Below are 26,213 nucleotides of genomic sequence, written 5' to 3'. Positions count from 1 at the left end.
TATAGGTATTATGACACCAAGTGAAGAGGTCAGTGAGATATTGACACTTATTATTTTGTTTATGATCTGATTCTATTTTTAAATCAAAACTGACTTTGTCGGCTTCACCTTGCCGTATCCGTATGATTGATAGCTTCACCTTGCCGTATGATTGATACTGTCTGTGGCTCGCCTTCGCGTCATATTTGATTTAGAAATGGAATGAGTCGATTTTACAACACCTCAAAGGGATTTTGATAGACCATTGAGAACTTCAGCGCAGTAAGACTTGACACAAGTATTTTCTGCGGTAGTGTAATCAGACTCTCAATTCTTACAGGAAAAACGATGCTTGAGTCATTTTTACTGCTAATTTTTTCGTTGATAGGGATCATAGCCATCATTCTGGTGATCCCCTTTTTGCGTCGTAACCTTGTTTCCAATTTTATATTGAAAATTTTCCGCAAAATTCTTCCTCAGATTTCACAGACTGAGCGGGAGGCGCTCGATGCAGGGACAGTGTGGTGGGAGGGAGAGCTGTTTAGCGGTAGACCAGATTGGCATAAATTACTGGCTTATCCCAAACCTACGCTCAGCCCGGAGGAAAAGGCATTTCTGGATGGCCCTGTTGAGCAACTTTGTGCGATGCTGGATGAATGGCATATTACCCACGACTGCTATGATTTGCCACCGCATGTCTGGCAATTTATTAAAGACAACGGATTCTTCGGTTTGATTATCCCGAAGAAATATGGGGGATATGGCTTTTCGGCATTGGCGCATTCTGAGGTGGTGATGAAAATCGGCTCGCGCAGTAACACGGCAGCCGTAACGGTCATGGTGCCCAATTCTTTGGGTCCGGCTGAATTACTAATGAATTACGGAACTGAGGAGCAGAAAAACTATTATCTACCTCGTTTGGCGAAAGGTCTGGAAGTGCCTTGCTTTGCCTTGACAGGACCAGAAGCAGGTTCTGATGCTGGATCCATCCCTGATCTGGGTATTGTATGTCGAGGTGAGCATAACGGTCAGCAAGATGTACTCGGCATGCGCGTTACCTGGGAGAAACGTTATATTACGCTGGGTCCGGTTGCCACTATCCTGGGATTGGCCTTCAGGTTACGTGATCCAGATAAATTACTTGGCGATCAAGAAGATCTGGGTATTACCCTGGCTTTAATTCCTACTCAAACGCCAGGTGTGAATATCGGCCGTCGTCATTTTCCGTTGAATGGAGCGTTCCAGAATGGTCCAAATTCTGGCAAGGATGTATTCATTCCCATGGAGTGGGTAATCGGTGGACATGAGGGAGTGGGTAACGGTTGGCGGATGTTGATGAACTGCTTGGCTGCCGGGCGGTCGATTTCACTGCCCGCTACCAGTACCGGGGCAGCCAAACTGGCTGCACGCACAGGTGGTGCATACGGTCGGGTGCGCGTGCAATTTAAGACCCCTATTGGTTTCTTTGAAGGAGTGGAAGAAGTGCTGGCACGCATTGCTGGCAACACCTACATGATGGATGCGGCCAGAGTCATGACTGCTGGTGCAGTGGATCTCGGTGAAAAACCATCGGTGATTTCAGCTATCGTTAAATACCATTTGACCGAGCGTAGCCGTCAGGCGATTAATGATGCCATGGATATCCACGGTGGCAAAGGCATTTGTATGGGGCCAAGCAACTATTTAGCCCGCACTTATCAGCAGCTTCCAGTCGGTATTACGGTCGAAGGCGCCAATATCTTGACGCGCAATATGATCATTTTCGGTCAGGGTGCGATACGTGGCCATCCCTACGTATTGCAAGAAATCAATGCAGCGAATGATCCAGACAAAAAACATGCTTCGGTTGCATTTGATCAGGCACTGATGGGACATATTCGCTTTAGTCTGCGTAATATCATGCGAAGCTTTTTCTTCGGTTTAGGCAGCAAATATATTAAAGGAGTACCAGAGGGTGTTTTGAATGATACCGCCGATTATTACCGGCAATTGACGCGCTTTTCCGCTGCGTTTGCTTTAGTGACCGATATTGCCATGCTAAAGCTGGGCGGAGCACTCAAACGGAAGGAAAGGATATCTGCACGACTCGGCGATATTCTAAGTATGCTGTATTTGTGCTCTGCAACACTGAAGCGTTTTGAAGATGAGGGACGACCTGTTGCAGATTTACCGCTGTTACATTGGTCGATCCAGGATGCATGCTATCGTATTCAGCAGACCTTCGATGAATTGCTGAAGAACTTTCCGGGAAGCTGGTTGATGCATTGGGTGATGCGAATACTGGTGTTCCCATTAGGGATGCGGTTTGCACCACCCTCCGATGCGCTTTCGCATACAGTTGCTCGACTGATTTTGGAGCCTGGAGAAGTGCGTGATCGTCTGACAGCAGGAATGTATGTTCCTACAGCTGACAAAGAGCCCTTGGCGCATCTTGAGCAGGCTTTGGAATGTGCCGTGGCATGCGACGCCATCGAGATAAAATTGCGCAACGCTATTAAGACAGGCCAATTGGCTTCATCCAAAGATAGGAAAGTAACTGAGGCACTGGAGCGCGGTATCATTAATCAAGAAGAAGCCGCATTACTTGAAAAAATGAAGGTCTTGCGACGTCGCGTGATTATGGTCGATGATTTTCCGCCTGATTTTGGGAAAGTAACAGGTACGACATCATAAAACAGGGCAGAATTTCTACGAACAGTATGGTCAATATAAACAGGGAGAAAACGTGACAAATCATCCGCACAGCAAGACAGATGTCATTCCGGTAGAAGTGGCTAAAACATTGGATGGCTTATTCAAAGAACGAGTACGTCGTTCTGCCGAATCAGTGGCTTATCGCGATTTTGATGTGGCGACTGAGAAATGGCGTAATTACACTTGGGCTGAGATGGCACAAGGAGTCATGCGCTGGCGAACTGCCTTGTCGCGTGAAAACTTGGCTCCTGGCGATCGGGTCGCGGTGATGTCGCGAAATTGCCACCAGTGGGTAATGTTCGAACAGGCAGCGATTGGATTGGGTTTGGTGGTGGTGCCGCTTTACACAGAGGATCGTGCTGAAAATGCAGCTTACTGCTTGCAGAATGCCGGTGTTAAGCTGCTGTTAGTAGAGGAATTGGCGCAATGGGAAGCATTTTCTCTGGTAAAACAGGAGCACCTCAGCGAATTATCGCGCATCGTAATCATTACTTTGTCCGAGCAGGAGGCAGTTCAGATAGAGGACGATCGGGTGATTGCGATGAGCAAGTGGTTGCCGGAGCAAGCGGGTGATATCCCGCATCAGACTAACGACCCGCATGCACTGGTAACGATCATTTATACTTCGGGCACAACGGGGCATCCCAAAGGCGTGATGCTCAGTCATCATAATATCCTGACCAATGCTTACGCTTCTGCTCAGGTCGTGAACGTGACACCCGATGATCTGCTGCTTTCGTTTTTGCCCCTGTCTCATACATTTGAGCGCACAGCTGGATATTATGTGCCCATGATGTGTGGCGCCACTATCGCTTATGCTCGCTCGATTCAACAGTTGCAGGAGGATTTGCTCACAATTCGTCCATCCGTACTGGTTTCGGTGCCACGTATCTATGAGCGAGTATATGCAGGCATACGCGCTAAATTGGATGAGGGACCAGCGCTAGCTAAAAAACTGTTCAATCTGGCGGTAGAAGTCGGTTACAGCCGATTTGAGCATCAGCAAGGGCGTGATTCCTGGCACTGGTCTCATTTGCTATGGCCAGTGCTGGATAAGCTGGTAGCACGGAAGTTGATGGATAAGCTGGGTGGACGGCTACAGTTGGCGCTAAGTGGAGGAGCAGCGCTCTCGCCGGAGATTTCACGTGTCTTCATTGGCTTAGGATTACCGATATTGCAAGGATATGGCATGACAGAAACGAGTCCAGTAGTTTGTGCCAACCGCCTGGCTAATAACTTGCCCTCCAGTGTGGGTTTGCCTATCCCGGGGGTGGAAGTCAAGCTCGGAGAGCACGGTGCCTTGCTGATTCGCGGCCCTAATGTCATGCTTGGCTACTGGAATAACGCGGAAGCGACCCGAGCTACCATCTCTGAGGATGGTTGGCTGAATTCGGGGGATATTGCCAGTATCGATGAACAAGGGTACATCACAATTACTGGACGTATAAAAGATATTATCGTGACCTCCACGGGTGAAAAGGTGCCGCCAGCCGATATGGAAGCGGCTATTTTGCGAAATCCTCTGTTCGAGCAAGTCATGATCATTGGTGAAGGGCGCTCTTATTTGAGTGCATTGGTGGTACTGAGCAGGCGTGGCTGGGAAAGTGTTGCTGCCCAGTGCCAAGTGTCAACCGACCCGCAGCAACTGGCGAAAAATGAGCAAGCAGAAGAAATTGTATTGGAGATGATTGGCCAGCAAATCAATGAATTTCCAGGGTATGCCCAAGTATATCGTGTAGCTTTAATCCATGAGCCGTGGACAGTGGCAAATGAAATGCTGACACCTACTCTGAAATTGAAGCGGTCAAAAATTCTGGAGCGCTATAAGACTGAGATCGAGCGCTTATACGCGGGGCACTGACCAAAATGAATTCTCTTTAAACTACCTCTAACTTGTTATAAGTCAGTAATGCCAAACATTCCGTATGATCCCGCACGACACGTTTCCTTGCCAGAAAGTCAGCCCATCTTGCGCACAGTACCGATGCCATCGGATACCAATTACGCTGGTGATATTTTCGGTGGCTGGATCATGTCGCAAGTCGATATTGCGGGCAGCATTCCCGCCATCCGGCGAGCACGAGGACGCGTCGCAACTGTGGCTGTCAATTCCTTTGTATTTAAGCAACCTGTGTTTGTGGGCGATATCGTTAGTTTCTACGCCAATATTATCAAGATAGGGCGTACATCGATTACCGTCGATGTATCGGTCTATGCGCAACGTGGTACACGGGAAGGTGGAGAAGAGATCTGCATCAAAGTAACCGAAGCGGTATTAACTTACGTAGCGATTGATGAAAACCGGCGACCAAAGGTAGTGCCGCCGGAATAGCGCAACGCACTCATCACTCCTTACCAATAAATCAGTAACGAGAATCAGAGGTAAAGTCAAAGTGCATATCAGGATACGCTTAGTTATAAAAGCTAGTATCGGCAAAGAAAATATCCTAGTGTGATAGTGATTGTAAAAAGAGTGGAATGAAACTGATAAATTACTCAAGAGGTTTATAACTAAACCAAAATAAGACGGCTGCCAATCTTATTTTGACATTGATACATGCTTGCCAAATCGAGAGGTTTCTCTAAGTTACCCATAATTCATTTCAAAAATAGGTTACCAGCATGCCAACTTTACCGAAGCGTACCCGTATCTACCAGAATCATCATTTCGATAGCACCCGTTGGGATTATTTCGAGCCGCGCGAGAATGATATCGTCGTGGCTACATCATACAAGGCGGGTACGACCTGGACTCAGGCTATTGTGGCACATCTGCTTTTTCCAGATAGAAATTTCCCGACTGCCCCTGCGGAAATGTCACCGTGGCTGGATATGCGCATTATGCCGCTTGAAGTAGTGTTGAACAAATTGAAAGCTCAGACGCACCGTCGCTTCATCAAGACGCATTTGCCGCTTGATGGAATGTTGTATAGTGAGAAAATCAAGTACCTTTATATTGCCCGCGATCCGCGGGATGTTTTCATGTCGTTATGGAATCATTATAAGAGTATGAAGGATGAGTTTTTTACACTGATGAATTTGCTGCCGGGCCGAGTGGGTGATGAGCTGCCGCGACCACCTGATGATATCCATACCTTTTGGCGAAATTGGATAACGCGCGGTTCGTTCGCGTGGGAAACTGATGGTTGGCCCTATTGGTCGCATCTATCCAATGTACAGTCTTGGTGGAATTTTCGTCACCTGCCAAACATTCAACTATTTCACTACAACGACATGCTCGAAGATACTGAGCGGGAAGTGCGCCGCATGGCTGCATTTCTGGAAATTGATGTGTCCGAGAATACTTGGGCTGACATCATCCAGGCAGTTTCCTTTGCGGAAATGAAACGTCAGGGAGATCAATACGCGCCAGGAGGTGGCCATTTCTGGAAAGGAGGAGCACAAACTTTTCTTCATAAAGGTACAAACGGTCGTTGGCGTGAGGTGCTTTCTGACAAGGAGATAACGCTGTATGAGGCTGCTTGTGATCGAGCACTCACTTTCGACTGTCGTGAATGGCTCGAGAGCGGTGGTACGATCTAACTAATCGGAATCCAGCCCTAGGTGATGAGCGATTCTTGAGGCAATGGCAAAAGAAGCCATCTTAGGTAAATGACATAGTGTGATTTGCGCTTGATTTGGATAAGTTTTGATTGTTGAAAAAAATTAACAGAAGGACAATATTGTTTCCCAGCAATGTTAGCACCGCATAAGATGGATAAACTGCATTGTAAAAAATATCTTTTTCTCTTCAAAGATTTATATCTATAAATTATGTATTTAGTGAAGAAATCATTCCATTTTAACGGGTCAAATTGCTTAACGCATAATTTATCAAGAGATTGACGCAGTGCTTATTCACGGGTAGCATTCCCGATTCTGATATGTAAGGATAATAGGATGCGCGCAAAGCTGGTTGTCGGTAACTGGAAAATGAATGGCAATCTGGTACAGAACCAGGAGCTGCTCACTGCAATCATTCCCGGTAGCGAGGGATTACGGGATATCATATGTGCAGTTTGTGTGCCTTATCCTTATTTGCCAGCGGTGCAGCTTGCTCTGAAAGATACTCATATATTCTGGGGCGCACAAAATGTCAGTCAATTTGATCTGGGTGCCTATACTGGCGAAGTGGCGGTAGAGATGTTGTTGGATTTTGATTGTCGTTATGTGATTGTTGGGCATTCCGAGAGACGATCTTTGTTTGGTGAGGATAACCATACCGTAGCCGAGAAGTTTAAGAAAGCCCAGAGCGCTGGTTTGATACCCATTCTATGTGTCGGTGAGACATTGGCACAACGTGAAATTGGTGAAACGGAGCGAGTAATAGAAGAGCAGCTTGATGCCGTGATCAAGTTAACCGGAGCTAATTCGTTAACGCAGTCAGTTATTGCTTATGAGCCTGTATGGGCAATTGGTACGGGCAGAACGGCGACTCCCGCACAAGCTCAGAGTGTGCATGCCTTTATACGCAGCAAGATTGCTAAGCAAAACACAGAAGTGGCGGCTAACGTGCAGATCCTATATGGAGGAAGCGTAAAAGCTGGTAATGCCAGCGATTTATTTGCAATGCCTGATATCGATGGAGGATTGATAGGAGGCGCTTCATTGAATGCTAATGAGTTTATTTCAATCTGTTCAGCTGCCCAGCGATGATTTTTTAAGAGTAAAAAATGGAAACAATAGTTTGGTCGATACATCTGATAGCAGCGTTGGTAGTGATAGTTTTAGTTTTATTGCAACATGGAAAAGGCGCAGATATGGGTGCTGCATTTGGCAGTGGCTCAGCCGGAAGTCTTTTTGGTGCAAGTGGTTCAGCTAATTTTCTGAGTAGAACAACTGCTTTGGCCGCTACGGTATTTTTTGTTACTAGCTTGTCGCTCGCTTATTTCTCTGGTGGCGCGACTGAAAGCACCAGTATAATGAAGCGTTTTGAAGTGGAGTCTGCTGGAGTAAAAGAGGCAGAAACAACAACAGATACGAAGCCTTCTGCAGAAGAGTCAGTTAATGATGCTGCTTCTAAGGCTGGGGAAATACCTGAATAATTAAAATGTTGTTTATGACTGGATATAATTTCTGTATCAAGTGAATTTTTTATTGATTCGGAAATAATCGGCCGATGTGGTGGAATTGGTAGACACGCCGTCTTGAGGGGGCGGTGGCGAAAGCTGTGCGAGTTCGAGTCTCGCCATCGGCACCATTGCATATTAAAAAATAGCGACTACGCAAGTAAATCAATAAGAGAATAACAACAATCATGCTAGAAACAATGCTTGGTAATTATTTTCCAATTCTCCTTTTCATTTTGGTTGGGTTGGCAGTGGGTATATTATCCATGTTGGCTGGCTGGTTGTTTGCACCCAATCGACCTGATAGTGAGAAATTATCGCCCTATGAATGTGGTTTTGAAGCCTTTGAAGATGCACGTATGAAGTTTGATGTGCGCTATTATTTGATAGCGATATTATTTATTCTGTTTGATCTGGAAATTGCCTTCCTTTTTCCCTGGGCAGTGGTATTAAATGAAATTGGTATGTTTGGCTTTATTGCGATGCTAGTATTTCTTGGCATACTTGTGGTAGGTTTTGCTTATGAGTGGATGAAAGGTGCCCTAGAGTGGGATTGATATGATGGACAGTACAGTAGATAAAGGTTTTATAACCACTAGTCTGGATTCTGTAATTAATTGGGGTCGTACCGGGTCAATGTGGCCAATGACATTTGGGCTTGCCTGTTGTGCAGTAGAAATGATGCAGACTGGAGCATCACGATATGATCTGGATCGATTTGGAATAGTTTTCCGACCTAGCCCGCGACAATCAGACGTAATGATTGTAGCAGGAACATTATGCAACAAGATGGCTCCCGCATTACGTAAAGTTTATGATCAAATGGCTGAACCACGCTGGGTTATTTCCATGGGTTCCTGTGCAAATGGTGGGGGTTATTACCATTATTCATATTCTGTCGTTCGTGGCTGTGATCGAATTGTACCAGTTGATATTTATGTTCCGGGATGCCCGCCGACTGCTGAAGCTCTCCTTTATGGAATCATTCAGCTCCAAAATAAAATCAAAAGAACAAATACCATTGCTCGTTAGGTTCTAACATGTCGATTAGTCGTTCGGAAAAGCTCGCATCATCTTTGCAGAGTGTACTTGATAGTAAGCTAGTAAGTTTGAGTCAACACCTGCATGAAATAACCATTGTGGTAAGGCCACAAGATTTGTTGGATGTAGCGGAAGCATTGCGCGACCATCCTGATCTGAATTTTGATACGCTTATTGATTTGTGTGGTGTGGATTATTCAGCCCATACTCATGATTCTTTTGCGGGAGAAGGGCGCCAGAACAGACGATTTGCCGTTGTTTATCACTTGCTTTCAGTCAATCTCAATCATCGAGTGCGAGTAAGAGTATTTGCCGATGATAATGAATTACCGATAGTGGATTCGGTAATGGGCATTTGGCCAGCAGCTAATTGGTTTGAGCGCGAAGCATTCGATCTTTACGGTATCGTTTTTTTCAATCATCCTGATTTACGAAGGATTCTTACTGATTATGGTTTTATTGGTAATCCATTCCGTAAAGATTTTCCGTTATCTGGATATGTAGAGATGCGCTATGATGCTGATCAGAAACGAGTTATTTATCAACCCGTCACAATAGAGCCTCGAGAGATAACACCTTATGTCATCCGTGAGGATTTTTACGGTGAAGGAAAAAAGGTCGATTAAACATGAAATTAAAACATATCTTTTTTGATGCTGGGATAGCTTAGGATATGGCTGAAATACGTAATTACACCATGAATTTTGGACCACAACACCCTGCCGCACACGGTGTTTTACGGTTGGTAATGGAATTAGATGGTGAAGTAATCAGGCGATTAGATCCGCATATTGGGTTGTTACATCGTGCCACAGAAAAACTGGCCGAAAACAAGACTTATATTCAGTCAGTGCCTTATATGGACCGGCTGGATTATGTTTCAATGATGGCGAATGAGCATGCGTATGTAATGGCAATTGAGCGGTTATTGCAAATTGAGGTGCCTTTGCGAGCCCAGTATATACGCGTCATGTTTGATGAGATAACGAGAATATTGAATCATTTACTCTGGCTGGGAGCACACGCGCTTGATGTGGGAGCCATGACAGTGTTTCTCTATGCATTCCGTGACAGAGAAGATTTGATGGACTGCTATGAAGCCGTGTCAGGAGCAAGAATGCATGCAGCCTATTATCGACCTGGTGGTGTCTATCGAGATCTGCCTGACACAATGCCTCAGTATCAAGCCTCACAAGTTCATGACGAAAAGGAAACACAAAAAAGAAATGAAAATCGTCAAGGATCCCTGCTTGATTTTATCGAAGATTTTACGAATCGTTTTCCAAAATACGTCGATGAATATGAAACACTTCTGACTGATAATCGTATCTGGAAACAAAGATTAGTTGATATTGGTGTGGTTTCACCCGAGCGCGCCAAAGCTTTGGGTTTTACCGGACCAATGTTGCGAGGCTCCGGAGTAGAATGGGATTTACGCAAAAAACAACCATATGAGGTCTATGATAAGGTTGATTTTGATATACCAGTAGGAGTTAATGGCGATTGCTATGATCGCTATTTAGTGCGTATAGAAGAAATGCGGCAATCTACCCGGATTATTAAGCAGTGTGTTGAATGGCTCCGTCACAATCCTGGTCCAGTTATAATTGATAACCATAAAGTTGCACCTCCTTCGCGTGTAGCCATGAAACAGAACATGGAAGAGTTGATTCATCACTTTAAACTTTTCACTGAAGGTATTCATGTTCCACCTGGCGAAGTATATGCAGCCGTTGAACATCCCAAAGGGGAATTTGGTATCTATATTATCTCTGACAGTGGCAACAAACCCTACCGTTTAAAAATTCGCGCACCAGGATTTGCTCATTTGGCCTCTATAGATGAAATGGCACGTGGTCATATGATTGCTGATTTAGTTGCCATCATAGGTACACAAGATATTGTTTTTGGTGAAATAGACAGATAAATAAAAAAAGAAATGTTAAGCGCTGAATCCTTGGAAAAAATAAATCGAGAGATTGCAAAATATCCAGCCGATCAAAAACAATCGGCAGTGATGTCTGCACTTGCTATTGCGCAGGATGAAAAAGGCTGGCTCGCTACCGAAACCATGGATTTCATTGCCAAATATTTAGGCATGCCAGCTATTGCAGTATATGAAGTTGCGACATTTTATGGCATGTACAATTTGAAGCCAGTAGGGAAATATAAGCTTACAGTATGTACCAATCTGCCATGTGCCTTATCGGGCGGAAATGATGCGGCGAATTATTTAAAGCAAAAGCTTGGAATAGGGTTTAATGAAACGACAGCTGACGGACTCTTCACGCTTAAGGAAGGCGAATGTATGGGAGCGTGTGGAGATGCTCCAGTTTTGTTGGTTAATAACAAGCGTATGTGTAGTTTTATGTCTAATGAGCAAATAGATCAACTGCTGGAGGAATTGCGCAAATGACTCAGTCTGTCCAGGTGATTTTAGCTGGTGTCGATCCAACTGATCCTGATAACTGGAGATTAAAAAGTTATCTTAAGCGTGATGGCTATACTGCTCTCAGAAAAATAATTACCAATAAGATCCCGCCTGAAAATGTTATTGAAGAGGTCAAAAAATCCGCATTACGTGGTCGTGGCGGGGCAGGCTTCCCCACAGGCTTGAAATGGAGTTTCATGCCCCGTCAATACGAGGGAGATAAGTATCTGGTATGTAATTCTGATGAAGGTGAGCCGGGGACATTTAAAGATCGCGACATCATGCGATACAATCCGCATATCTTGATTGAAGGTATGGCGATTGCTGCTTATGCCATAGGAGTTAAAGCAGGTTACAACTATGTTCATGGTGAGATCTGGGAAACCTATGAGCGTATGGAAGAAGCTGTCGAAGAAGCACGCCAAGCCGGTTTTTTAGGGAACAATATTCTGGGTTCAGAATTTAGCTTCCAGCTTAACAATCATCATGGCTATGGTGCGTATATTTGTGGGGAGGAAACAGCACTACTGGAATCGATAGAAGGTAAAAAAGGGCAGCCCCGTTTCAAGCCGCCTTTTCCTGCAAGCTTTGGTCTTTACGGTAAACCGACGACTATCAACAATACAGAAACATTTGCATCAGTACCTTGGATCATACGTCATGGTGGAGAAAAATACCTACAGCTAGGGAAACCCAACAATGGTGGCACCAAGATTTTTTCAGTATCAGGTCATGTTAATAAGCCAGGAAATTATGAAGTACCGCTAGGAACCCCTTTTGCGAAACTGCTAGAAATGGCAGGAGGAATGCGTGGTGGCAGAAAACTAAAAGGATGTATTCCTGGCGGGTCTTCCATGCCTGTTCTACCGGGTGATGTGATGATGCAAACAGATATGGACTATGACTCCATTGCTAAAGCCGGCTCAATGCTCGGTTCGGGGGCAGTCATTATCATGGACGACACAACCTGTATGGTGAGAGCACTGGAACGCTTATCTTATTTTTATTATGAAGAATCCTGTGGTCAGTGTACGCCGTGTAGGGAAGGAACGGGCTGGCTTTATCGTATTATCAATCGCATAGAGCACGGGAAAGGTAAACCGGAAGATCTAGATTTGCTCGATAATCTGGCTGACAATATTCAAGGACGCACCATTTGTGCGTTAGGCGATGCAGCGGCAATGCCCGTACGCGCAATGTTGCAGCATTTTCGAGATGAGTTTGTGTATCACATTGAGCATAAGAAATGCATGGTGTGATGAGCACTTTGTCGATGTGATTCTTTTTTTATGTGTGATTAATCCGAGAGTTTGTAATCGATGATCAATATCGAAATCAATGGTAAGCAAGTAACTGTACCCAAAGGTGGCACCGTAATGGACGGTGCCAGGCAACTCGGGATTTATATTCCTCATTTTTGCTATCACAAAAAGTTGTCGATCGCGGCCAATTGCCGCATGTGTCTGGTACAAGTAGAGAAAGCACCTAAACCCTTACCTGCTTGTGCAACACCTGCAACAGAAGGGATGAAAGTTTATACACACTCGCAGCAGGCAGTAACGGCGCAAAAAGGAGTAATGGAGTTTTTGCTGATTAACCACCCGCTGGATTGCCCTATTTGCGATCAAGGTGGTGAATGTCAGCTACAAGATCTGGCAGTGGGTTATGGCGCCAGTGAATCACGTTATCAGGAAGAAAAACGGGTAGTTACCAATAAAAACCTGGGCCCTCTTATTTCAACTGATATGACACGCTGCATACATTGCACCCGCTGTGTACGTTTTGGTCAGGAAATTGCGGGAATCATGGAATTAGGTATGGCGGGTCGTGGTGAGCATTCAGAAATTTTAGCGTTTGTTGGTAAAACGGTTGATTCAGAATTATCAGGAAACGTGATAGATCTCTGTCCAGTGGGCGCACTGGTGAGTAAACCATTTCGTTATACTGCGCGTCCTTGGGAGCTTTCCCGGAGAAAATCGATCAGTCCTCATTGTGGTCTAGGCAGTAATTTAGTTGTGCAAGTAAAGCAAGATCGCGTGATGCGAGTTTTACCGCGTGACAATGAAGAAATTAATGAATGTTGGTTATCGGATAAAGATCGTTTCTCCTACGAAGGATTAAATTCGGAAGACCGTTTGACCACCCCCATGATCAAGCATAATGGTCAGTGGCATGCGTGTGATTGGCAGGAGGCACTGATATTTACCGTGGAGAGCTTAAAATCAGTGATGGAAAGACATGGTGCAAAAGCTATCGGAGCTTTAGGATCGGCTCATAGCACGCTGGAAGAGCTCTTTTTATTACAGAAATTAATACGAGCACTCGACGGCGGAAATATAGATCATCGTGTACGCCAATCGGATTTCCGGGCTGATAGCCACCTGCAAGGTGTGCCATGGCTAGGAATGAGCATTGCTGATATTCCACAATTGAAATCAGTTTTAATCGTTGGCAGTACCTTACGTAAGGACCATCCTCTTCTGACTCATCGTTTTCGGCAAGCCGTAAAAAATGGAGCACAGCTCAGCATTATTAATCCGATAGACGATGACCTATTAATGAAGATCGCAAACCGTGCCATTGTTGCACCTTCTGAAATGATGCATATGCTGGCGCAAGTGCTTAAAGCGATAATTGAAGATAAACCCGGTGCAGGAGTATCTGAGCACATCATGCAGTCGCTGAAAGCAGTAAAAGTTACCGATGAGGCACGTGCGATTGCAAATAGTATACTGGCTAATAGTCCAGCTGCCGTCTTTTTAGGGAATATTGCTCAGCATCATCCATCCTATGCAGATATCCATGCGATCGCGCAAGTAATTGCCAAATTAACAGGAGCAAAATTTGGATTTCTTGGGGAAGCAGCAAACAGTGTAGGCGCCTATCTTGCAAGAGCGATTCCAAATCAAGGTGTATTGGGAACTGAAATTAAGCATGCTGAGCATGACTCTCAATTCAATGCGGCACAAATGCTGGGTGATAGTTTGAATAATGTTGCGTCTCCTTGTCAGGCCTACATACTCATGAACCTGGAGCCGGAATTTGATGCATATAATCCGCAGCAAGCGATGAAAGCAATAAGCAATGCTGAATTCGTTGTTTCTCTGAGCTCTTTTAAGGGCAATGTGGCGAATTATGCAGATGTAATTTTGCCTATCGCTCCTTTTACAGAAACCTCTGGCACATTTGTGAATACAGAGGGGCGGGTGCAAAGCTTCAACGGTGTGGTTTCACCTTTGGGAGATACTCGTCCTGGCTGGAAAATATTACGGGTGTTGGGTAATTTGCTGCAATTAGAGGGTTTTGACTACGAAACATCAGAGCAAATTCGCGCACAGGTCATTCCGGCTGAAGATGCCATTACAAGATATCTTAGTAATGAGCTAAAAGATTATGAGGTGAATATATCTTCCGAGGAGATGACTGGCTTGCAACGCATTGGAGAGATGCCCATTTATCAGGCAGATCCCATTGTGCGACGCGCTGAACCTTTACAGTTGACTCGTGATGCGATGCCACCGAAAGCGTGGCTCTCTTCTGCATTGCTTAAACAGTTTAATATGAGCGAAGGCGAGATAGTTAGGTTAAAACAGGGAGAGGGTAAAGCGCAGCTTGAAGTAGCTTGTGATGATGGGCTTCCTGCCAATTGTGTGAGGGTAGCTTGTGCGCATCCCAATTCTATAGCCCTGGGTGCAATGTTTGGGGAAATTTCTGTAGAAAAATTATAATAATACGAGTGAGATTCGTTGATGGACTATACACAACAACTGTTTGAACAGATGTTTGGTTCTGAATGGGGCATGACAGTTTTTATTCTGGCAAAGAACCTTTTCTATATCTTTGTGATTGTTGTGCCGTTACTTTTGGCAGTTGCCTATCTCACATTTGCTGAGCGTAAGATCATTGCTTACATGCAGATTAGGGTAGGGCCTAATCGAGTCACTTTTTTCGGTATTCCATGGTTGCGTGGTTGGGGTCAGCCTATCGCAGATGCGGTAAAAGCGATCATGAAAGAAATCATCATCCCCACTGGTGCCAACAAGTTTTTGTTTCTACTCGCACCTATTCTTACGATCGCACCGGCCCTTGCAGCATGGGCAGTGGTACCTTTTTCGCCCGAACTCGTGCTTGCTGATATCAATGCTGGCTTGCTCTATATTTTAGCGATGACTTCATTGGGTGTGTATGGGGTGATCATAGCAGGATGGGCTTCTAATTCTAAATATGCGTTTCTGGGATCGATGCGATCAGCGGCACAGTTGGTTTCATATGAATTAGCGATGGGTTTTGCGCTCGTTTGTGTATTAATGATGGCTGAAAGTCTGAATTTGGGAGATATTGTTAAAGGGCAACAAGGTGATAGTTTACTGAATTGGTATTTAATCCCTCTATTTCCTATGTTCCTGGTCTATTTTATCTCTGGTGTAGCCGAGACAAACCGTGCTCCATTCGATGTTGCCGAGGGTGAATCAGAAATTGTAGCTGGATTCCATGTTGATTATTCAGGAATGGCGTTTACTGTCTTTTTCTTGGCAGAATATGCCAATATGATTTTGGTTGCGACACTTACCAGTATCATGTTTTTAGGTGGCTGGCTTCCTCCCTTGAATATTGCACCGTTTAACTTAATACCAGGGATTATATGGCTGTTAATGAAAATAGCGTTTATGTTATTTTTCTTCCTGTGGTTCCGAGCTACTTTTCCGCGTTATCGTTATGATCAAATTATGCGTCTTGGTTGGAAGATATTTATACCGATTACTTTGATATGGATTGTTCTATTAGGCATACTATTACAGCTCCCTGAATCGATTAAGGAGTTGTTCCCACTGAATTTATGGTTTAAATAAAGGGAGGAAGAGAAATGGAACGTATTAAGCATTTTTTTAAATCCTTTTTTCTGTTTGAATTATTAAAAGGAATGAAAGTTACTGGACGCTATCTTTTTGCGCCCAAGATAACGGTACATTATCCTGAGGAGAAAACACCTCTATCACCACGGTTCCGTGGATTGCATGCGTTACGTCGTTATCCTAATGGAGAAGAACGTTGTATCGCTTGTAAATTATGTGAGGCGGTATGTCCCGCATTAGCCATTACCATTGAGTCAGAAGAGCGAGAAGATGGAACTCGGCGTACGACTCGTTATGATATTGACGGGATTAAGTGTATATATTGTGGTTTTTGTGAGGAAGCTTGTCCGGTTGATGCGATCGTTGAAACTCGTGTTTTTGAATACCACGGCGAAAAGCAAGGTGATCTGATGTATACAAAAGAAATGCTACTTGCATTTGGAGATCGTTATGAAGCGCAGATCGCAAAAGACAGAGAAGCAGATGCACCTTATCGATAAACATATAAATTAACACACATGAACTTTCAGGATTTTTTATTTTATTTTTTTTCCGGGATATTGGTTTTGTCTGCACTAGGGGTCATTACCTTGCGTAATCCAGTCTATGCAGCTTTGCTGTTAGTGCTTGCTTTTTTTAGTTCTGCTGGAATATGGTTGCTTCTGGAAGCTGAGTTTCTTGCTATTACATTGGTGTTGGTTTATGTGGGCGCTGTCATGGTTTTATTCCTATTCGTCGTCATGATGCTGGATATTAATCTTGAGCAATTGCGTGAAGGTTTTTGGAAATGGTTTCCATTTGGTGCATTATTATCGCTAGTTTTAGCTATTGAAATAGGCATGGTCTTGATGGGAAAGCAGTTCAATCTAGATAATATGCCCGTTCCACAACCTCATGGGGCGGATTATAGTAATACCAAAGAATTAGGTCGCTTGATATATACCGAGTATGTCTATGCTTTTGAATTAGCAGCAGTTATTTTACTGGTAGCAATGGTGGCAGCGATTGCGCTTACTTTACGCCATCGTACCGATAAAAGATCACCGAACCCTTCAAAGCAAGTTGCAGTTAAACGAGAAGACCGATTAAGAATAATTTCTATCCCTTCCGAGAGCAAAGAATAAAAATCGTACGCTGATATAAAAATAAAACCATTCATTATATACATTCAGATTAAAAGGTGGTTAGTTGATATCGTTATCTCATTATCTCGTTCTTGGTGCAATATTGTTTGCGATAGGCGTTGTTGGTATTTTCCTCAATAGAAAAAATGTGATTATTCTGTTAATGTCAATCGAATTAATGCTATTGGCGGTCAATATCAATTTTATTGCTTTTTCTCATTTTCTCCAGGATGTAGCCGGGCAGATTTTTGTTTTCTTTATCCTTACTGTGGCAGCTGCAGAAGCGGCTATTGGGCTTGCCATACTGGTAGTGCTCTTTCGTAATTTGCGTACCATTAATGTGGATGACCTAGATGAGCTGAAAGGCTGAGAAGGTAAGTTTTTGCTTCTTTACAAATACAGAACTGTTTGATAACTAACAATTAATATTTCATAACATAGATGGAAAAACTTTATTTGCTGGTCCCGCTGGCGCCACTGATGGGTGCAATCATAGCTGGGCTATTCGGTCGTTTCATAGGCACAATTTGGAGTCATCGAACGACAATCTTCTTAGTTTTCATATCTCTAGTCGCTTCTTTAATCATTTTTTTCGATGCTTACCAGGGAAATACCTATAATGGTAGTGTGTATACCTGGATGGTATTGGGAGATATTCATTTAGAGATCGGATTCTTAATCGATTTACTGACTGCTACCATGATGGTGGTGGTGACGCTAGTGTCGTTGATGGTACATATCTACACCATTGGTTATATGCATGGTGATCCTGGGTATCAGCGGTTTTTTAGTTATATTTCGCTGTTTACTTTTTCCATGCTGATGCTAGTGATGTCTAATAACTTCTTACAGCTTTTCTTTGGCTGGGAAGCGGTAGGACTTGTTTCTTATTTACTTATCGGTTTCTGGTATACACGCCCCACTGCGATATACGCCAACTTGAAAGCCTTTCTGGTTAATCGCGTTGGAGATTTTGGTTTTTTGCTGGGCATTGCATTAGTCCTGATGTATTTTGGAACGCTTGATTACGAAATCGTTTTCGCTCACGCAAATCATATGGCTTCGCATTTCATAGAAATCATACCGGGACAACCCTGGATGTTGATGACAGCGATATGTCTTTTGTTATTTGTTGGTGCTATGGGAAAATCTGCTCAGTTCCCATTACATGTGTGGCTACCTGATTCTATGGAAGGCCCTACCCCGATATCCGCTTTAATTCATGCAGCTACTATGGTAACTGCCGGTATCTTTATGGTTGCCCGGATGTCGCCTCTATTTGAATTGTCTGAAACAGCGTTATCAGTCATCCTGATAATAGGCGCTATTACGACCTTATTTATGGCGTTGGTTGCCGTCGTACAAAATGACATTAAACGTGTAATTGCATTTTCTACCTTATCGCAGCTTGGTTACATGACAGTAGCATTAGGGGCTTCGGCTTATTCGATTGCTATTTTTCATCTTATGACTCATGCCTTTTTCAAGGCAGTACTATTTCTTGGTGCAGGCTCAGTGATTATCGCCATGCATCATGAGCAAGATATGCGTCAGATGGGAGGATTAAAGAAATACATGCCCATCACTTACTGGACGATGTTTGTTGCTGCGCTAGCCAGTGCAGGTGTACCCGGCTTTTCTGGGTTTTTCTCTAAAGATGCCATTATCGAAGCAGCGAAATTTGCCAATATTCCAGGTGCAGAATTTGCTTATTTTTGCGTACTCGCTACAGTATTTGTTACCGCACTTTATACTTTCCGCTTAATGTTTCTGACGTTTCATAGCGAACCACGAATGGATGACCATACGCGTGAGCATTTGCATGAGTCTCCATGGGTTGTGACCGTTCCGCTTATCGTATTGGCTGTGCCGACTGTTGCTGCTGGTTGGCTGATAGGAACAATGGTATTTGGTGATTATTTTGCTGGAGCTATTCAGATACTTCCGGAACATGGAGCGGTTGCAAAATTAGAAGCAGAATTTACCGGTGTCATCGGAATGATGCTGCATGCATTCTCAACGGCACCTTTCTGGCTTTCCCTTGGTGGGATCTTCACTGCTTGGTTTCTATATTTATATAAAACAGAATGGCCTGGCAAAATCAGGAGATTATCAGGGCCAATCTATACATTGCTTGACCGCAAATATTTTATCGATGAGATTTATTCATGGGTATTTGCAGGTGGAACGCGCGCACTCGGATCTGCTTTGTGGAAAATCGGTGATGTCAAAATCATAGATGGATTTTTTGTCAATGGAACAGCACGTGTAGTTGCTTTGACAGCTTCTGTGGCACGGCGTTTCCAATCAGGTTACATATATCATTATGCATTTACCATGATTGGGGGCATCTTCATTTTAATGAGCTTGTGGCTTTACTATTTCTGAAAAGAAATAGTGTGAGAAAAGAAGACAAAGTACCGGATGTAGTTTTCATGGTGCTCTAAAAAAACAAAAACGCATTTACATGTAAACGAAATGGAATAATCATGCTGTTTGGATTCCCGCTATTAAGTTTAGTTATCTGGCTGCCTATTATTGTTGGTCTAATTGTTTTGGCAATTGGCAATGATCGTAATCCTTTATTAGCACGCTGGCTCTCCCTCGTCGGATCAATCTTTGGGTTTATTGTAGCGCTACCGCTCTATATGCATTTTGATCCTTCATTGAGCACGATGCAATTTATAGAAAATCATGTTTGGTTTGAGCGACTGAATGTGCATTATCATTTAGGTATTGATGGCATATCTATGCCACTAATTTTACTGAATTGCTTTATTACACCTTTAATCGTAATAGCCGGATGGGAAGTCATTCGTCAACGTGTTTCCCAGTATTTAGGTGCTTTCTTGATTATGTCAGGCATAGTCAATGGTGTTTTTGCTTCATTGGATGCAGTACTTTTCTATACTTTTTGGGAAGCTTCGCTGATTCCCATGTTCATTATTATTGGTGTCTGGGGCGGCCCCAACAGAGTATATGCAGCGATCAAATTCTTTTTATATACCTTGCTTGGTTCATTGTTGATGCTCATCGCCCTTATTTATTTGTATTACGCCTCTAATGGTAGTTTCTCAATACTGGATTACCACCAGCTACCACTGGCCATGACACCGCAAATATTAATATTTATTGCGTTCTTACTCGCATTTGCTGTCAAAGTACCGATGTGGCCGGTGCACACATGGTTACCGGATGCCCACGTTGAAGCCCCTACGGGCGGGTCGGTCGTGTTAGCTGCTATATTACTGAAGCTGGGTGGTTATGGCTTTCTGCGATTCTCATTGCCAATTGCACCTGATGCGAGTTTATATCTTGCTGATTTAATGATCTTATTATCGTTGATTGCGGTAGTCTATATTGGATTAGTCGCATTGATGCAGCAAGATATGAAAAAGCTTATTGCTTATTCATCGGTATCGCATATGGGTTTTGTAACACTTGGTTTTTTTCTATTGAACGATTTGGGAATAGAAGGGGCCATGGTACAGATGATTTCGCATGGATTCATTTCCGGAGCAATGTTTTTATGCGTAGGTGTACTATATGACAGATTACACTCACGTCAGATTGCTGATTATGGTGGTGTGATTAACAAAATGCCTATATTTGCTGCTTTCTTCATGGTATTCGCTATGGCTAATGCAGGTTTACCTGGTACGAGTGGTTTTGTAGGAGAATTCATGGTCATTATGGGAACCATCAAAGTTAATTTCTGGTATGCATTTTTTGCTGCAATGACGCTTATCCTGGGAGCTTCTTATACATTGTGGATGTATAAGCGTGTCGTATTTGGTGCTGTGGCAAATGTAAATGTAGAAACACTAGAAGATATTTCCAAACGTGAATTTATGTTATTAGCAATTCTGGCCTTCGCAGTATTATGGTTAGGAGTCTATCCGTTCCCTTTGACAGAAATAATGCAGGCTACTGTTGGTAATTTGCTGGAACATATGACACATAGCAAGCTATAACAACTTTAATAACCTATTAGATAATTCCCCAGAATTTGAAGGACAATTAATGGATTTTCTGACGCCTGATTTGACTCCTGCTTATCCAGAGATATTTTTGCTGGTAATGGTATGTGTGGTGATGCTTACTGATCTAATCGTGGGAGAAAGGAGACGTTATTTAGCTTTTTTTCTGGCACAGCTCACATTAATCGGTTGTGCAATTCTCACGTTAACTACTTTCTCTTCAGAAGCCAACTATACCTTTTCAGGTATGTTTATCGATGACGCAATGTCAGACATCCTTAAGTTGATGGTTTATGCAACAGTAGCGGCCGTATTGATCTATTCGCGCATTTACATCGGTGTAAGGGGAATGTTTCGAGGTGAGTTTTTTAGCCTTGCCTTGTTTGCGACACTTGGGATGATGGTCATGATTTCGGCCAGCCATTTTTTGACTCTCTATTTGGGGTTAGAACTGCTTTCACTTTCGCTTTATGCAATGGTTGCTTTACAGCGAGATTCAACTGTTGCTACCGAAGCAGCTATGAAATTTTTTGTATTAGGTGCGCTGGCTTCAGGCTTCTTACTGTATGGCATGTCCATGGTGTATGGTGCAACAGGTAGTTTGCATACTTCAAAGGTAGCAGAGATTATCCAATCAGGCACAATTGATCATGCAGTATTAATAATTGGCCTGGTGTTTATTGTGGCAGGCATTGGCTTTAAGCTCTACGCAGCTCCTTTTCATATGTGGGCTCCAGATGTTTATCAGGGGGCACCTACTGCGGTGACACTCTTTGTGGGTTCCGCTCCCAATCTAGCGAGTTTTGGTTTTGTGATGAGATTGCTCATTGACGGATTAGGAGAGTTGGTAGCTGACTGGCAAGGTATGTTAGTCATTCTGGCGGTGGCATCGATGGTCATTGGTAATCTCGTCGCTATTGCGCAAACTAACATTAAACGGATGTTGGCCTATTCGACCATATCACATATGGGTTTTGTGTTATTTGGCTTTATTGCTGCTGGAGAAAATGGTTATAGCTCATCATTATTTTATGTTGCGGCCTATGTGTTAATGACGTTAGGTGCTTTTGGCATCATCATGATGCTTTCACGAGAAGGCTTTGAGTCTGAGAATATCAGTGATTTTAAAGGACTGAATCAGCGTAGCCCCTGGTTGGCTTTGATCATGATGTTATTGATGCTTTCCATGGCAGGGATACCGCCGATGATTGGTTTTTATGCCAAACTGGCTGTTCTGCAAGCTGTATTAGGAGTTGGCTATATATGGCTGACTGTAGTAGCCGTGATGCTGTCATTGATAGGTGCATTTTATTATTTACGTATTATTAAGTTGATGTATTTCGATGCACCTGAAATCGACAAGCCTATTTCGACTGGAATGGATATCAAGGTTTTGATCGGCATTAATGGTTTGGCAGTGATCATGTTGGGTATTTTTCCACAAACGCTTATGGGACTGAGTCTTTATGCTATCCAGCAGTAGAGATATAGACTAAACCAGCTATCAATCTGATAAATAACCTAACCTTTTCTAACTGGTGACGGTATTTTTTCTTATGGCAAACAGTCAACTTGAAGCTGCTATTACATCCGAGCAATCATTTATCCAGAACTAAATCACTATGTTCTAGCAGAGTGGATGTTTGACTGAATACCAACAATTTAACGGATGCATTCCATTTGCACATTAAGATAGTACAAAGACGAGTCGTAGGCAGCATAAATAATACGGTAAGGAAAGCAGACAAAGTCGGGTTTAATTTAGAAATGACATAAACTGCTCCGCCAGAAAATGTAGCGGAACATTTTAGCGGTGCCCTCTAATAATTTGCTGCTTTCCTGTATGGTGCAGTCTTATTTTATGATTTAGTATAGCTAATTCGGTAAATAGCGCCTGCTTCATCGTCAGATACGAGCAAAGCACCGTCTGGCATGATGAGTATATCCACTGGTCTTCCCCACGCCTTTCCATTTTCTAGCCAACCCTCTGCAAATATTTCTTTTCTGAGTACTTTGTTATTTTCCAGATACACCCATTCCAGTCGATAACCATTATGTGTGCGCTGATTCAAAGAACCATGCTCAGCAATAATAATCTGATTTTTGTATTCTGGTGGAAACATGTCGCCTGTATAAAATCGCATTCCCATTGGAGATACATTTGCGTCTAACTCAACGGTAGGTGGGGTAGATCGTTCACAGCCACGCTTTGCTCCAAATTTGGGGTCAAGAGTGTTTTTACCATGACAATAGGGAAAACCAAAGTGCATACCTTTACTAGGCGCATGATTAAGCTCATTCGGAGGCAAACTGCCACTCATCCAGTCCCTTCCGATATCCGTAAACCATAATTCCTTTGTTTTAGGGTGCCAGTCAAATCCAACCGAATTGCGTACACCTTGAGCAAAAATTTCATAATTACTTCCATCAGGCATGAGGCGTGAAATGAGTGCATACTGAGACTGATCTGCTTCACAAGCATCGCAAGGAGCGCCTACTGAGGCGTAGAGCAAATCGTCAGGACCAAAAGCAATAAAACGCTCTGCATGAAAGGATTCCTTAGGAAAACTATCGATTACAACCGTAGGCTGAGGTGGCTGATCAAGATTTTCTTCAATCTGATCATAACGAAGGATCCGGTTGATTGCTACCACATATAATGCTCCTTGATGAAATGCAACACCAGAAGGTAATTTAAGATTGCTGGCAATGGTTCTAATCTGCCGTTTACCATGATGATCCGTGATAGCATAAACATTGCCCGCAGATTTTGATCCGACAAATACCGTTCCTTTGTCACCTATTGCAAGCGCGCGAGCATCAGGTACTTTCGCCCATAAGCTGATGGAAAAACCGGGTGGTAATTTGATTTTTTCAAGGGGCAAATCCACTTCTTGGGCAGCAGCTTGTGTGTAATTGCCAAAAATAAGAATAGAAAGAGTTAAAAATAGGGACAATTTCATAGCATGCGTTTATTAGGATGATTGTTATTTTGATTAGATATTTCTTAGTTAAAGGATGAAAATTAAAAAATATTGGTATCCATATTTAATTTTCAACTTGAAATTTATTAATTCATCCCCACAATGTTACCGCATTTTTTAAGGAGAAAACTATGCAGGCTGCAATAAACAAAGAACATATGAGTTTTCAGGCTGAGGCCAAACAGCTTTTAAAGTTAATGATTCATTCTTTATACAGCAATAAAGAAATATTTTTACGGGAGTTGATCTCAAATGCTTCAGACGCGGCTGATAAGTTACGTTTCGAAGGGTTAACAGATGCTGCTTTATATGAGTCAGACTCTGATCTAAAAATTCTTGTAAGTTATGACAAAGAGGCGCGCACTATTACTATTTCAGATAATGGTATTGGCATGTCCCGTCAGGAGGTCATTGATAACATTGGCACAATTGCCAAGTCAGGTACACGAGAATTTTTTAATTCATTAACAGGTGATCAAGCCAAAGATGCCCATTTGATCGGGCAGTTTGGGGTAGGTTTCTATTCTGCATTTATCGTAGCAGATAAAGTAACACTGATTACACGGCGTGCCGGCCTGACACCCGAACATGGAGTGCAGTGGGAATCGACTGGAGAGGGAGATTACACGCTAGAAACAGTGGAAAAGAAAGATCGTGGCACCCAAATAATTTTGCACTTACGAGAAGATGAAGACGAGCTATTGAGTGGTTTCCGGTTGAAATCAATCATTCGCCGATATTCAGATCATATTACGTTGCCCATTGTGATGAAGAAAGAAGAATGGTCGCAAGAGAGTAATGAATATAAAATTACTGAAGAAGATGAAACCATTAATCAAGCCAGTGCTTTGTGGGCGCGATCAAAAAGTGAGATTACAAAGGAGCAATATGAAGAATTCTATAAACATGCCGCTCATGATTTTGAACCCCCACTGGCTTATATTCATGCCAAGGTAGAAGGTAAGCAAGAATACACGCAGTTACTTTACATCCCATCGCGTGCACCCTTTGACTTATTTGATCGTGAACGTCGTCACGGTATCAAACTGTATGTTAAGCGCGTTTTTATCATGGACGACGCAGAAAAATTATTGCCGAATTACTTACGTTTTGTGCGTGGGATCATTGATTCTAATGATTTACCACTCAATGTTTCGCGCGAAATTCTGCAAGAATCAAAAGATATTGACAATATTCGAGCTGGCTCAGTCAAGAAAATTCTTGGATTGATTGAAGACTTTGCTAGTAGTGATAAAGAAGAGGATCGCGATAAGTTCACAACCTTCTGGAAGGAATTTGGGCAGGTATTGAAGGAAGGTGTAGGTGAAGATTATGCTAATCGCGAGCGTATCGCTAAATTACTACGTTTTGTTTCAACTCACAGTGATACTGACGAGCAAACGGTATCGCTTGATGATTATGTTGCACGCATGAAAGAGGGACAAGAAAAAATCTATTACGTGACCGCCGATAGCCTAAAAGCTGCTCGAAACAGCCCGCATCTGGAGATATTCCGCAAAAAGGGAATTGAGGTTTTACTCCTATCCGAGCGTGTAGATGAATGGTTAGTAGCCAATTTATCCGAATATGGCGGTAAGTCTCTCCAATCAGTAGCCAAAGGCAGCCTTGATCTCGGTAAATTAGAAGACGAAGCAGAAAAAAAAGAACAAGAAAAAGAAGCCGATGGGTATAAGGAACTCACCACAAAAATGAAAGAAGTATTGGGTGAGCGCATCAAGGATGTACGGGTGACATTCCGTTTGACCGAATCACCTGCATGTCTAGTCGTGGATGCCTATGATATGAGCGGTAATCTGGAACGTATGCTTAAATCCGCAGGGCAGAAAGTGCCCAATACCAAACCTATCTTAGAAATTAATCCACATCATCCCATGGTACAACGCCTGAAATACGAAGAAACAAAATTTTCTGATTGGAGCAATATACTGTTCGATCAGGCCTTGCTTGCTGAAGGCGGCCAACTTGAGGATCCGGCAACCTTTGTGAAGAGGTTGAATGATTTACTTTTGCAAAATGTGCTGAGTGGTCAATAATAAA

At 43.2% G+C, this 26,213-nt stretch carries 22 protein-coding genes and 1 tRNA gene; 22 read left to right on the top strand and 1 reads right to left on the bottom strand.

Annotated features, from left to right (window positions below; all coding sequences use genetic code 11):
- Nucleotides 1–327: 327 nt before the first annotated feature.
- The 21 genes from AAW31_RS03920 to nuoN all read left to right on the top strand — a co-directional run bounded on the left by AAW31_RS03920 (nucleotide 328) and on the right by nuoN (nucleotide 22,654).
- Nucleotides 328–2,652: an acyl-CoA dehydrogenase gene (locus AAW31_RS03920; protein WP_052752057.1), complete on the top strand. Its 2,325-nt coding sequence runs from the start codon at nucleotides 328–330 to the stop codon at nucleotides 2,650–2,652.
- Nucleotides 2,653–2,704: 52 nt separating this feature from the next.
- Nucleotides 2,705–4,534 carry an AMP-dependent synthetase/ligase gene (locus AAW31_RS03915; protein WP_046849248.1) on the top strand — a complete coding sequence of 610 codons (1,830 nt, stop codon included), beginning with the start codon at nucleotides 2,705–2,707 and terminating at the stop codon, nucleotides 4,532–4,534.
- Nucleotides 4,535–4,582: 48 nt separating this feature from the next.
- On the top strand, nucleotides 4,583–5,005 hold the full coding sequence (locus tag AAW31_RS03910) for an acyl-CoA thioesterase (protein ID WP_046849247.1): 423 nt from the start codon (nucleotides 4,583–4,585) through the stop codon (nucleotides 5,003–5,005).
- A gap of 290 nt (nucleotides 5,006–5,295) precedes the next feature.
- Nucleotides 5,296–6,216, top strand: a complete 921-nt coding sequence (locus AAW31_RS03905) for a sulfotransferase domain-containing protein (RefSeq protein WP_046849246.1) — start codon at nucleotides 5,296–5,298, stop codon at nucleotides 6,214–6,216.
- A gap of 357 nt (nucleotides 6,217–6,573) precedes the next feature.
- Nucleotides 6,574–7,329 carry a triose-phosphate isomerase gene (gene tpiA, locus AAW31_RS03900; RefSeq protein WP_046849245.1) on the top strand — a complete coding sequence of 252 codons (756 nt, stop codon included), beginning with the start codon at nucleotides 6,574–6,576 and terminating at the stop codon, nucleotides 7,327–7,329.
- A gap of 17 nt (nucleotides 7,330–7,346) precedes the next feature.
- Entirely contained in the window at nucleotides 7,347–7,718 is a 372-nt protein-coding gene (secG, locus tag AAW31_RS03895) for a preprotein translocase subunit SecG (protein WP_046849244.1), read from the top strand.
- 70 nt (nucleotides 7,719–7,788) lie between these two features.
- Nucleotides 7,789–7,873: transfer RNA gene (locus tag AAW31_RS03890), tRNA-Leu, on the top strand.
- A gap of 69 nt (nucleotides 7,874–7,942) precedes the next feature.
- A complete protein-coding gene (locus AAW31_RS03885) occupies nucleotides 7,943–8,299 on the top strand; it encodes an NADH-quinone oxidoreductase subunit A (RefSeq protein WP_046851488.1) in 357 nt (118 codons plus the stop codon).
- A 1-nt stretch (nucleotide 8,300) separates the two neighbouring features.
- Entirely contained in the window at nucleotides 8,301–8,774 is a 474-nt protein-coding gene (locus tag AAW31_RS03880) for a NuoB/complex I 20 kDa subunit family protein (protein ID WP_046849243.1), read from the top strand.
- An 8-nt stretch (nucleotides 8,775–8,782) separates the two neighbouring features.
- Nucleotides 8,783–9,409, top strand: coding sequence for an NADH-quinone oxidoreductase subunit C (locus tag AAW31_RS03875; protein WP_046849242.1), 627 nt, complete (start codon nucleotides 8,783–8,785; stop codon nucleotides 9,407–9,409).
- Between the two features lie 47 nt (nucleotides 9,410–9,456).
- Nucleotides 9,457–10,710, top strand: coding sequence for an NADH-quinone oxidoreductase subunit D (locus AAW31_RS03870; protein ID WP_046849241.1), 1,254 nt, complete (start codon nucleotides 9,457–9,459; stop codon nucleotides 10,708–10,710).
- Nucleotides 10,711–10,722: 12 nt separating this feature from the next.
- Nucleotides 10,723–11,199 (top strand): NADH-quinone oxidoreductase subunit NuoE, encoded by a 477-nt coding sequence (nuoE, locus tag AAW31_RS03865; RefSeq protein WP_046849240.1) that lies wholly within the window; start codon nucleotides 10,723–10,725, stop codon nucleotides 11,197–11,199.
- Nucleotides 11,196–12,473: an NADH-quinone oxidoreductase subunit NuoF gene (nuoF, locus tag AAW31_RS03860; RefSeq protein ID WP_046849239.1), complete on the top strand. Its 1,278-nt coding sequence runs from the start codon at nucleotides 11,196–11,198 to the stop codon at nucleotides 12,471–12,473. Before nuoE ends, nuoF begins: the two co-directional genes overlap by 4 nt.
- Before the next feature lie 60 nt (nucleotides 12,474–12,533).
- Entirely contained in the window at nucleotides 12,534–14,942 is a 2,409-nt protein-coding gene (gene nuoG, locus AAW31_RS03855; RefSeq protein ID WP_046849238.1) for an NADH-quinone oxidoreductase subunit NuoG, read from the top strand.
- 21 nt (nucleotides 14,943–14,963) lie between these two features.
- On the top strand, nucleotides 14,964–16,064 hold the full coding sequence (gene nuoH / locus AAW31_RS03850) for an NADH-quinone oxidoreductase subunit NuoH (RefSeq protein WP_046849237.1): 1,101 nt from the start codon (nucleotides 14,964–14,966) through the stop codon (nucleotides 16,062–16,064).
- 14 nt (nucleotides 16,065–16,078) lie between these two features.
- A complete protein-coding gene (gene nuoI / locus AAW31_RS03845; RefSeq protein WP_046849236.1) occupies nucleotides 16,079–16,567 on the top strand; it encodes an NADH-quinone oxidoreductase subunit NuoI in 489 nt (162 codons plus the stop codon).
- An 18-nt stretch (nucleotides 16,568–16,585) separates the two neighbouring features.
- Nucleotides 16,586–17,191 (top strand): NADH-quinone oxidoreductase subunit J, encoded by a 606-nt coding sequence (locus tag AAW31_RS03840; RefSeq protein ID WP_046849235.1) that lies wholly within the window; start codon nucleotides 16,586–16,588, stop codon nucleotides 17,189–17,191.
- A 64-nt stretch (nucleotides 17,192–17,255) separates the two neighbouring features.
- Nucleotides 17,256–17,561 (top strand): NADH-quinone oxidoreductase subunit NuoK, encoded by a 306-nt coding sequence (nuoK, locus tag AAW31_RS03835; protein ID WP_046849234.1) that lies wholly within the window; start codon nucleotides 17,256–17,258, stop codon nucleotides 17,559–17,561.
- A 71-nt stretch (nucleotides 17,562–17,632) separates the two neighbouring features.
- Nucleotides 17,633–19,579 (top strand): NADH-quinone oxidoreductase subunit L, encoded by a 1,947-nt coding sequence (gene nuoL, locus AAW31_RS03830; protein WP_046849233.1) that lies wholly within the window; start codon nucleotides 17,633–17,635, stop codon nucleotides 19,577–19,579.
- Between the two features lie 101 nt (nucleotides 19,580–19,680).
- Nucleotides 19,681–21,165 (top strand): NADH-quinone oxidoreductase subunit M, encoded by a 1,485-nt coding sequence (locus tag AAW31_RS03825; protein WP_046849232.1) that lies wholly within the window; start codon nucleotides 19,681–19,683, stop codon nucleotides 21,163–21,165.
- A gap of 49 nt (nucleotides 21,166–21,214) precedes the next feature.
- Entirely contained in the window at nucleotides 21,215–22,654 is a 1,440-nt protein-coding gene (gene nuoN, locus AAW31_RS03820; protein WP_046849231.1) for an NADH-quinone oxidoreductase subunit NuoN, read from the top strand.
- Nucleotides 22,655–23,030: 376 nt separating this feature from the next.
- On the opposite strand, the gene AAW31_RS03815 is transcribed toward nuoN, so the two are convergent.
- Nucleotides 23,031–24,134: a PQQ-dependent sugar dehydrogenase gene (locus AAW31_RS03815; RefSeq protein WP_052752056.1), complete on the bottom strand. Its 1,104-nt coding sequence runs from the start codon at nucleotides 24,132–24,134 to the stop codon at nucleotides 23,031–23,033.
- Nucleotides 24,135–24,286: 152 nt separating this feature from the next.
- Between AAW31_RS03815 and htpG the strand changes: the two genes are divergently transcribed.
- On the top strand, nucleotides 24,287–26,209 hold the full coding sequence (gene htpG / locus AAW31_RS03810) for a molecular chaperone HtpG (protein WP_046849230.1): 1,923 nt from the start codon (nucleotides 24,287–24,289) through the stop codon (nucleotides 26,207–26,209).
- Nucleotides 26,210–26,213: the final 4 nt, after the last annotated feature.

The sequence above is a fragment of the Nitrosomonas communis genome (assembly GCF_001007935.1).
GTDB lineage: Bacteria > Pseudomonadota > Gammaproteobacteria > Burkholderiales > Nitrosomonadaceae > Nitrosomonas > Nitrosomonas communis.
This window is presented reverse-complemented; position numbering and strand designations above follow the sequence as displayed.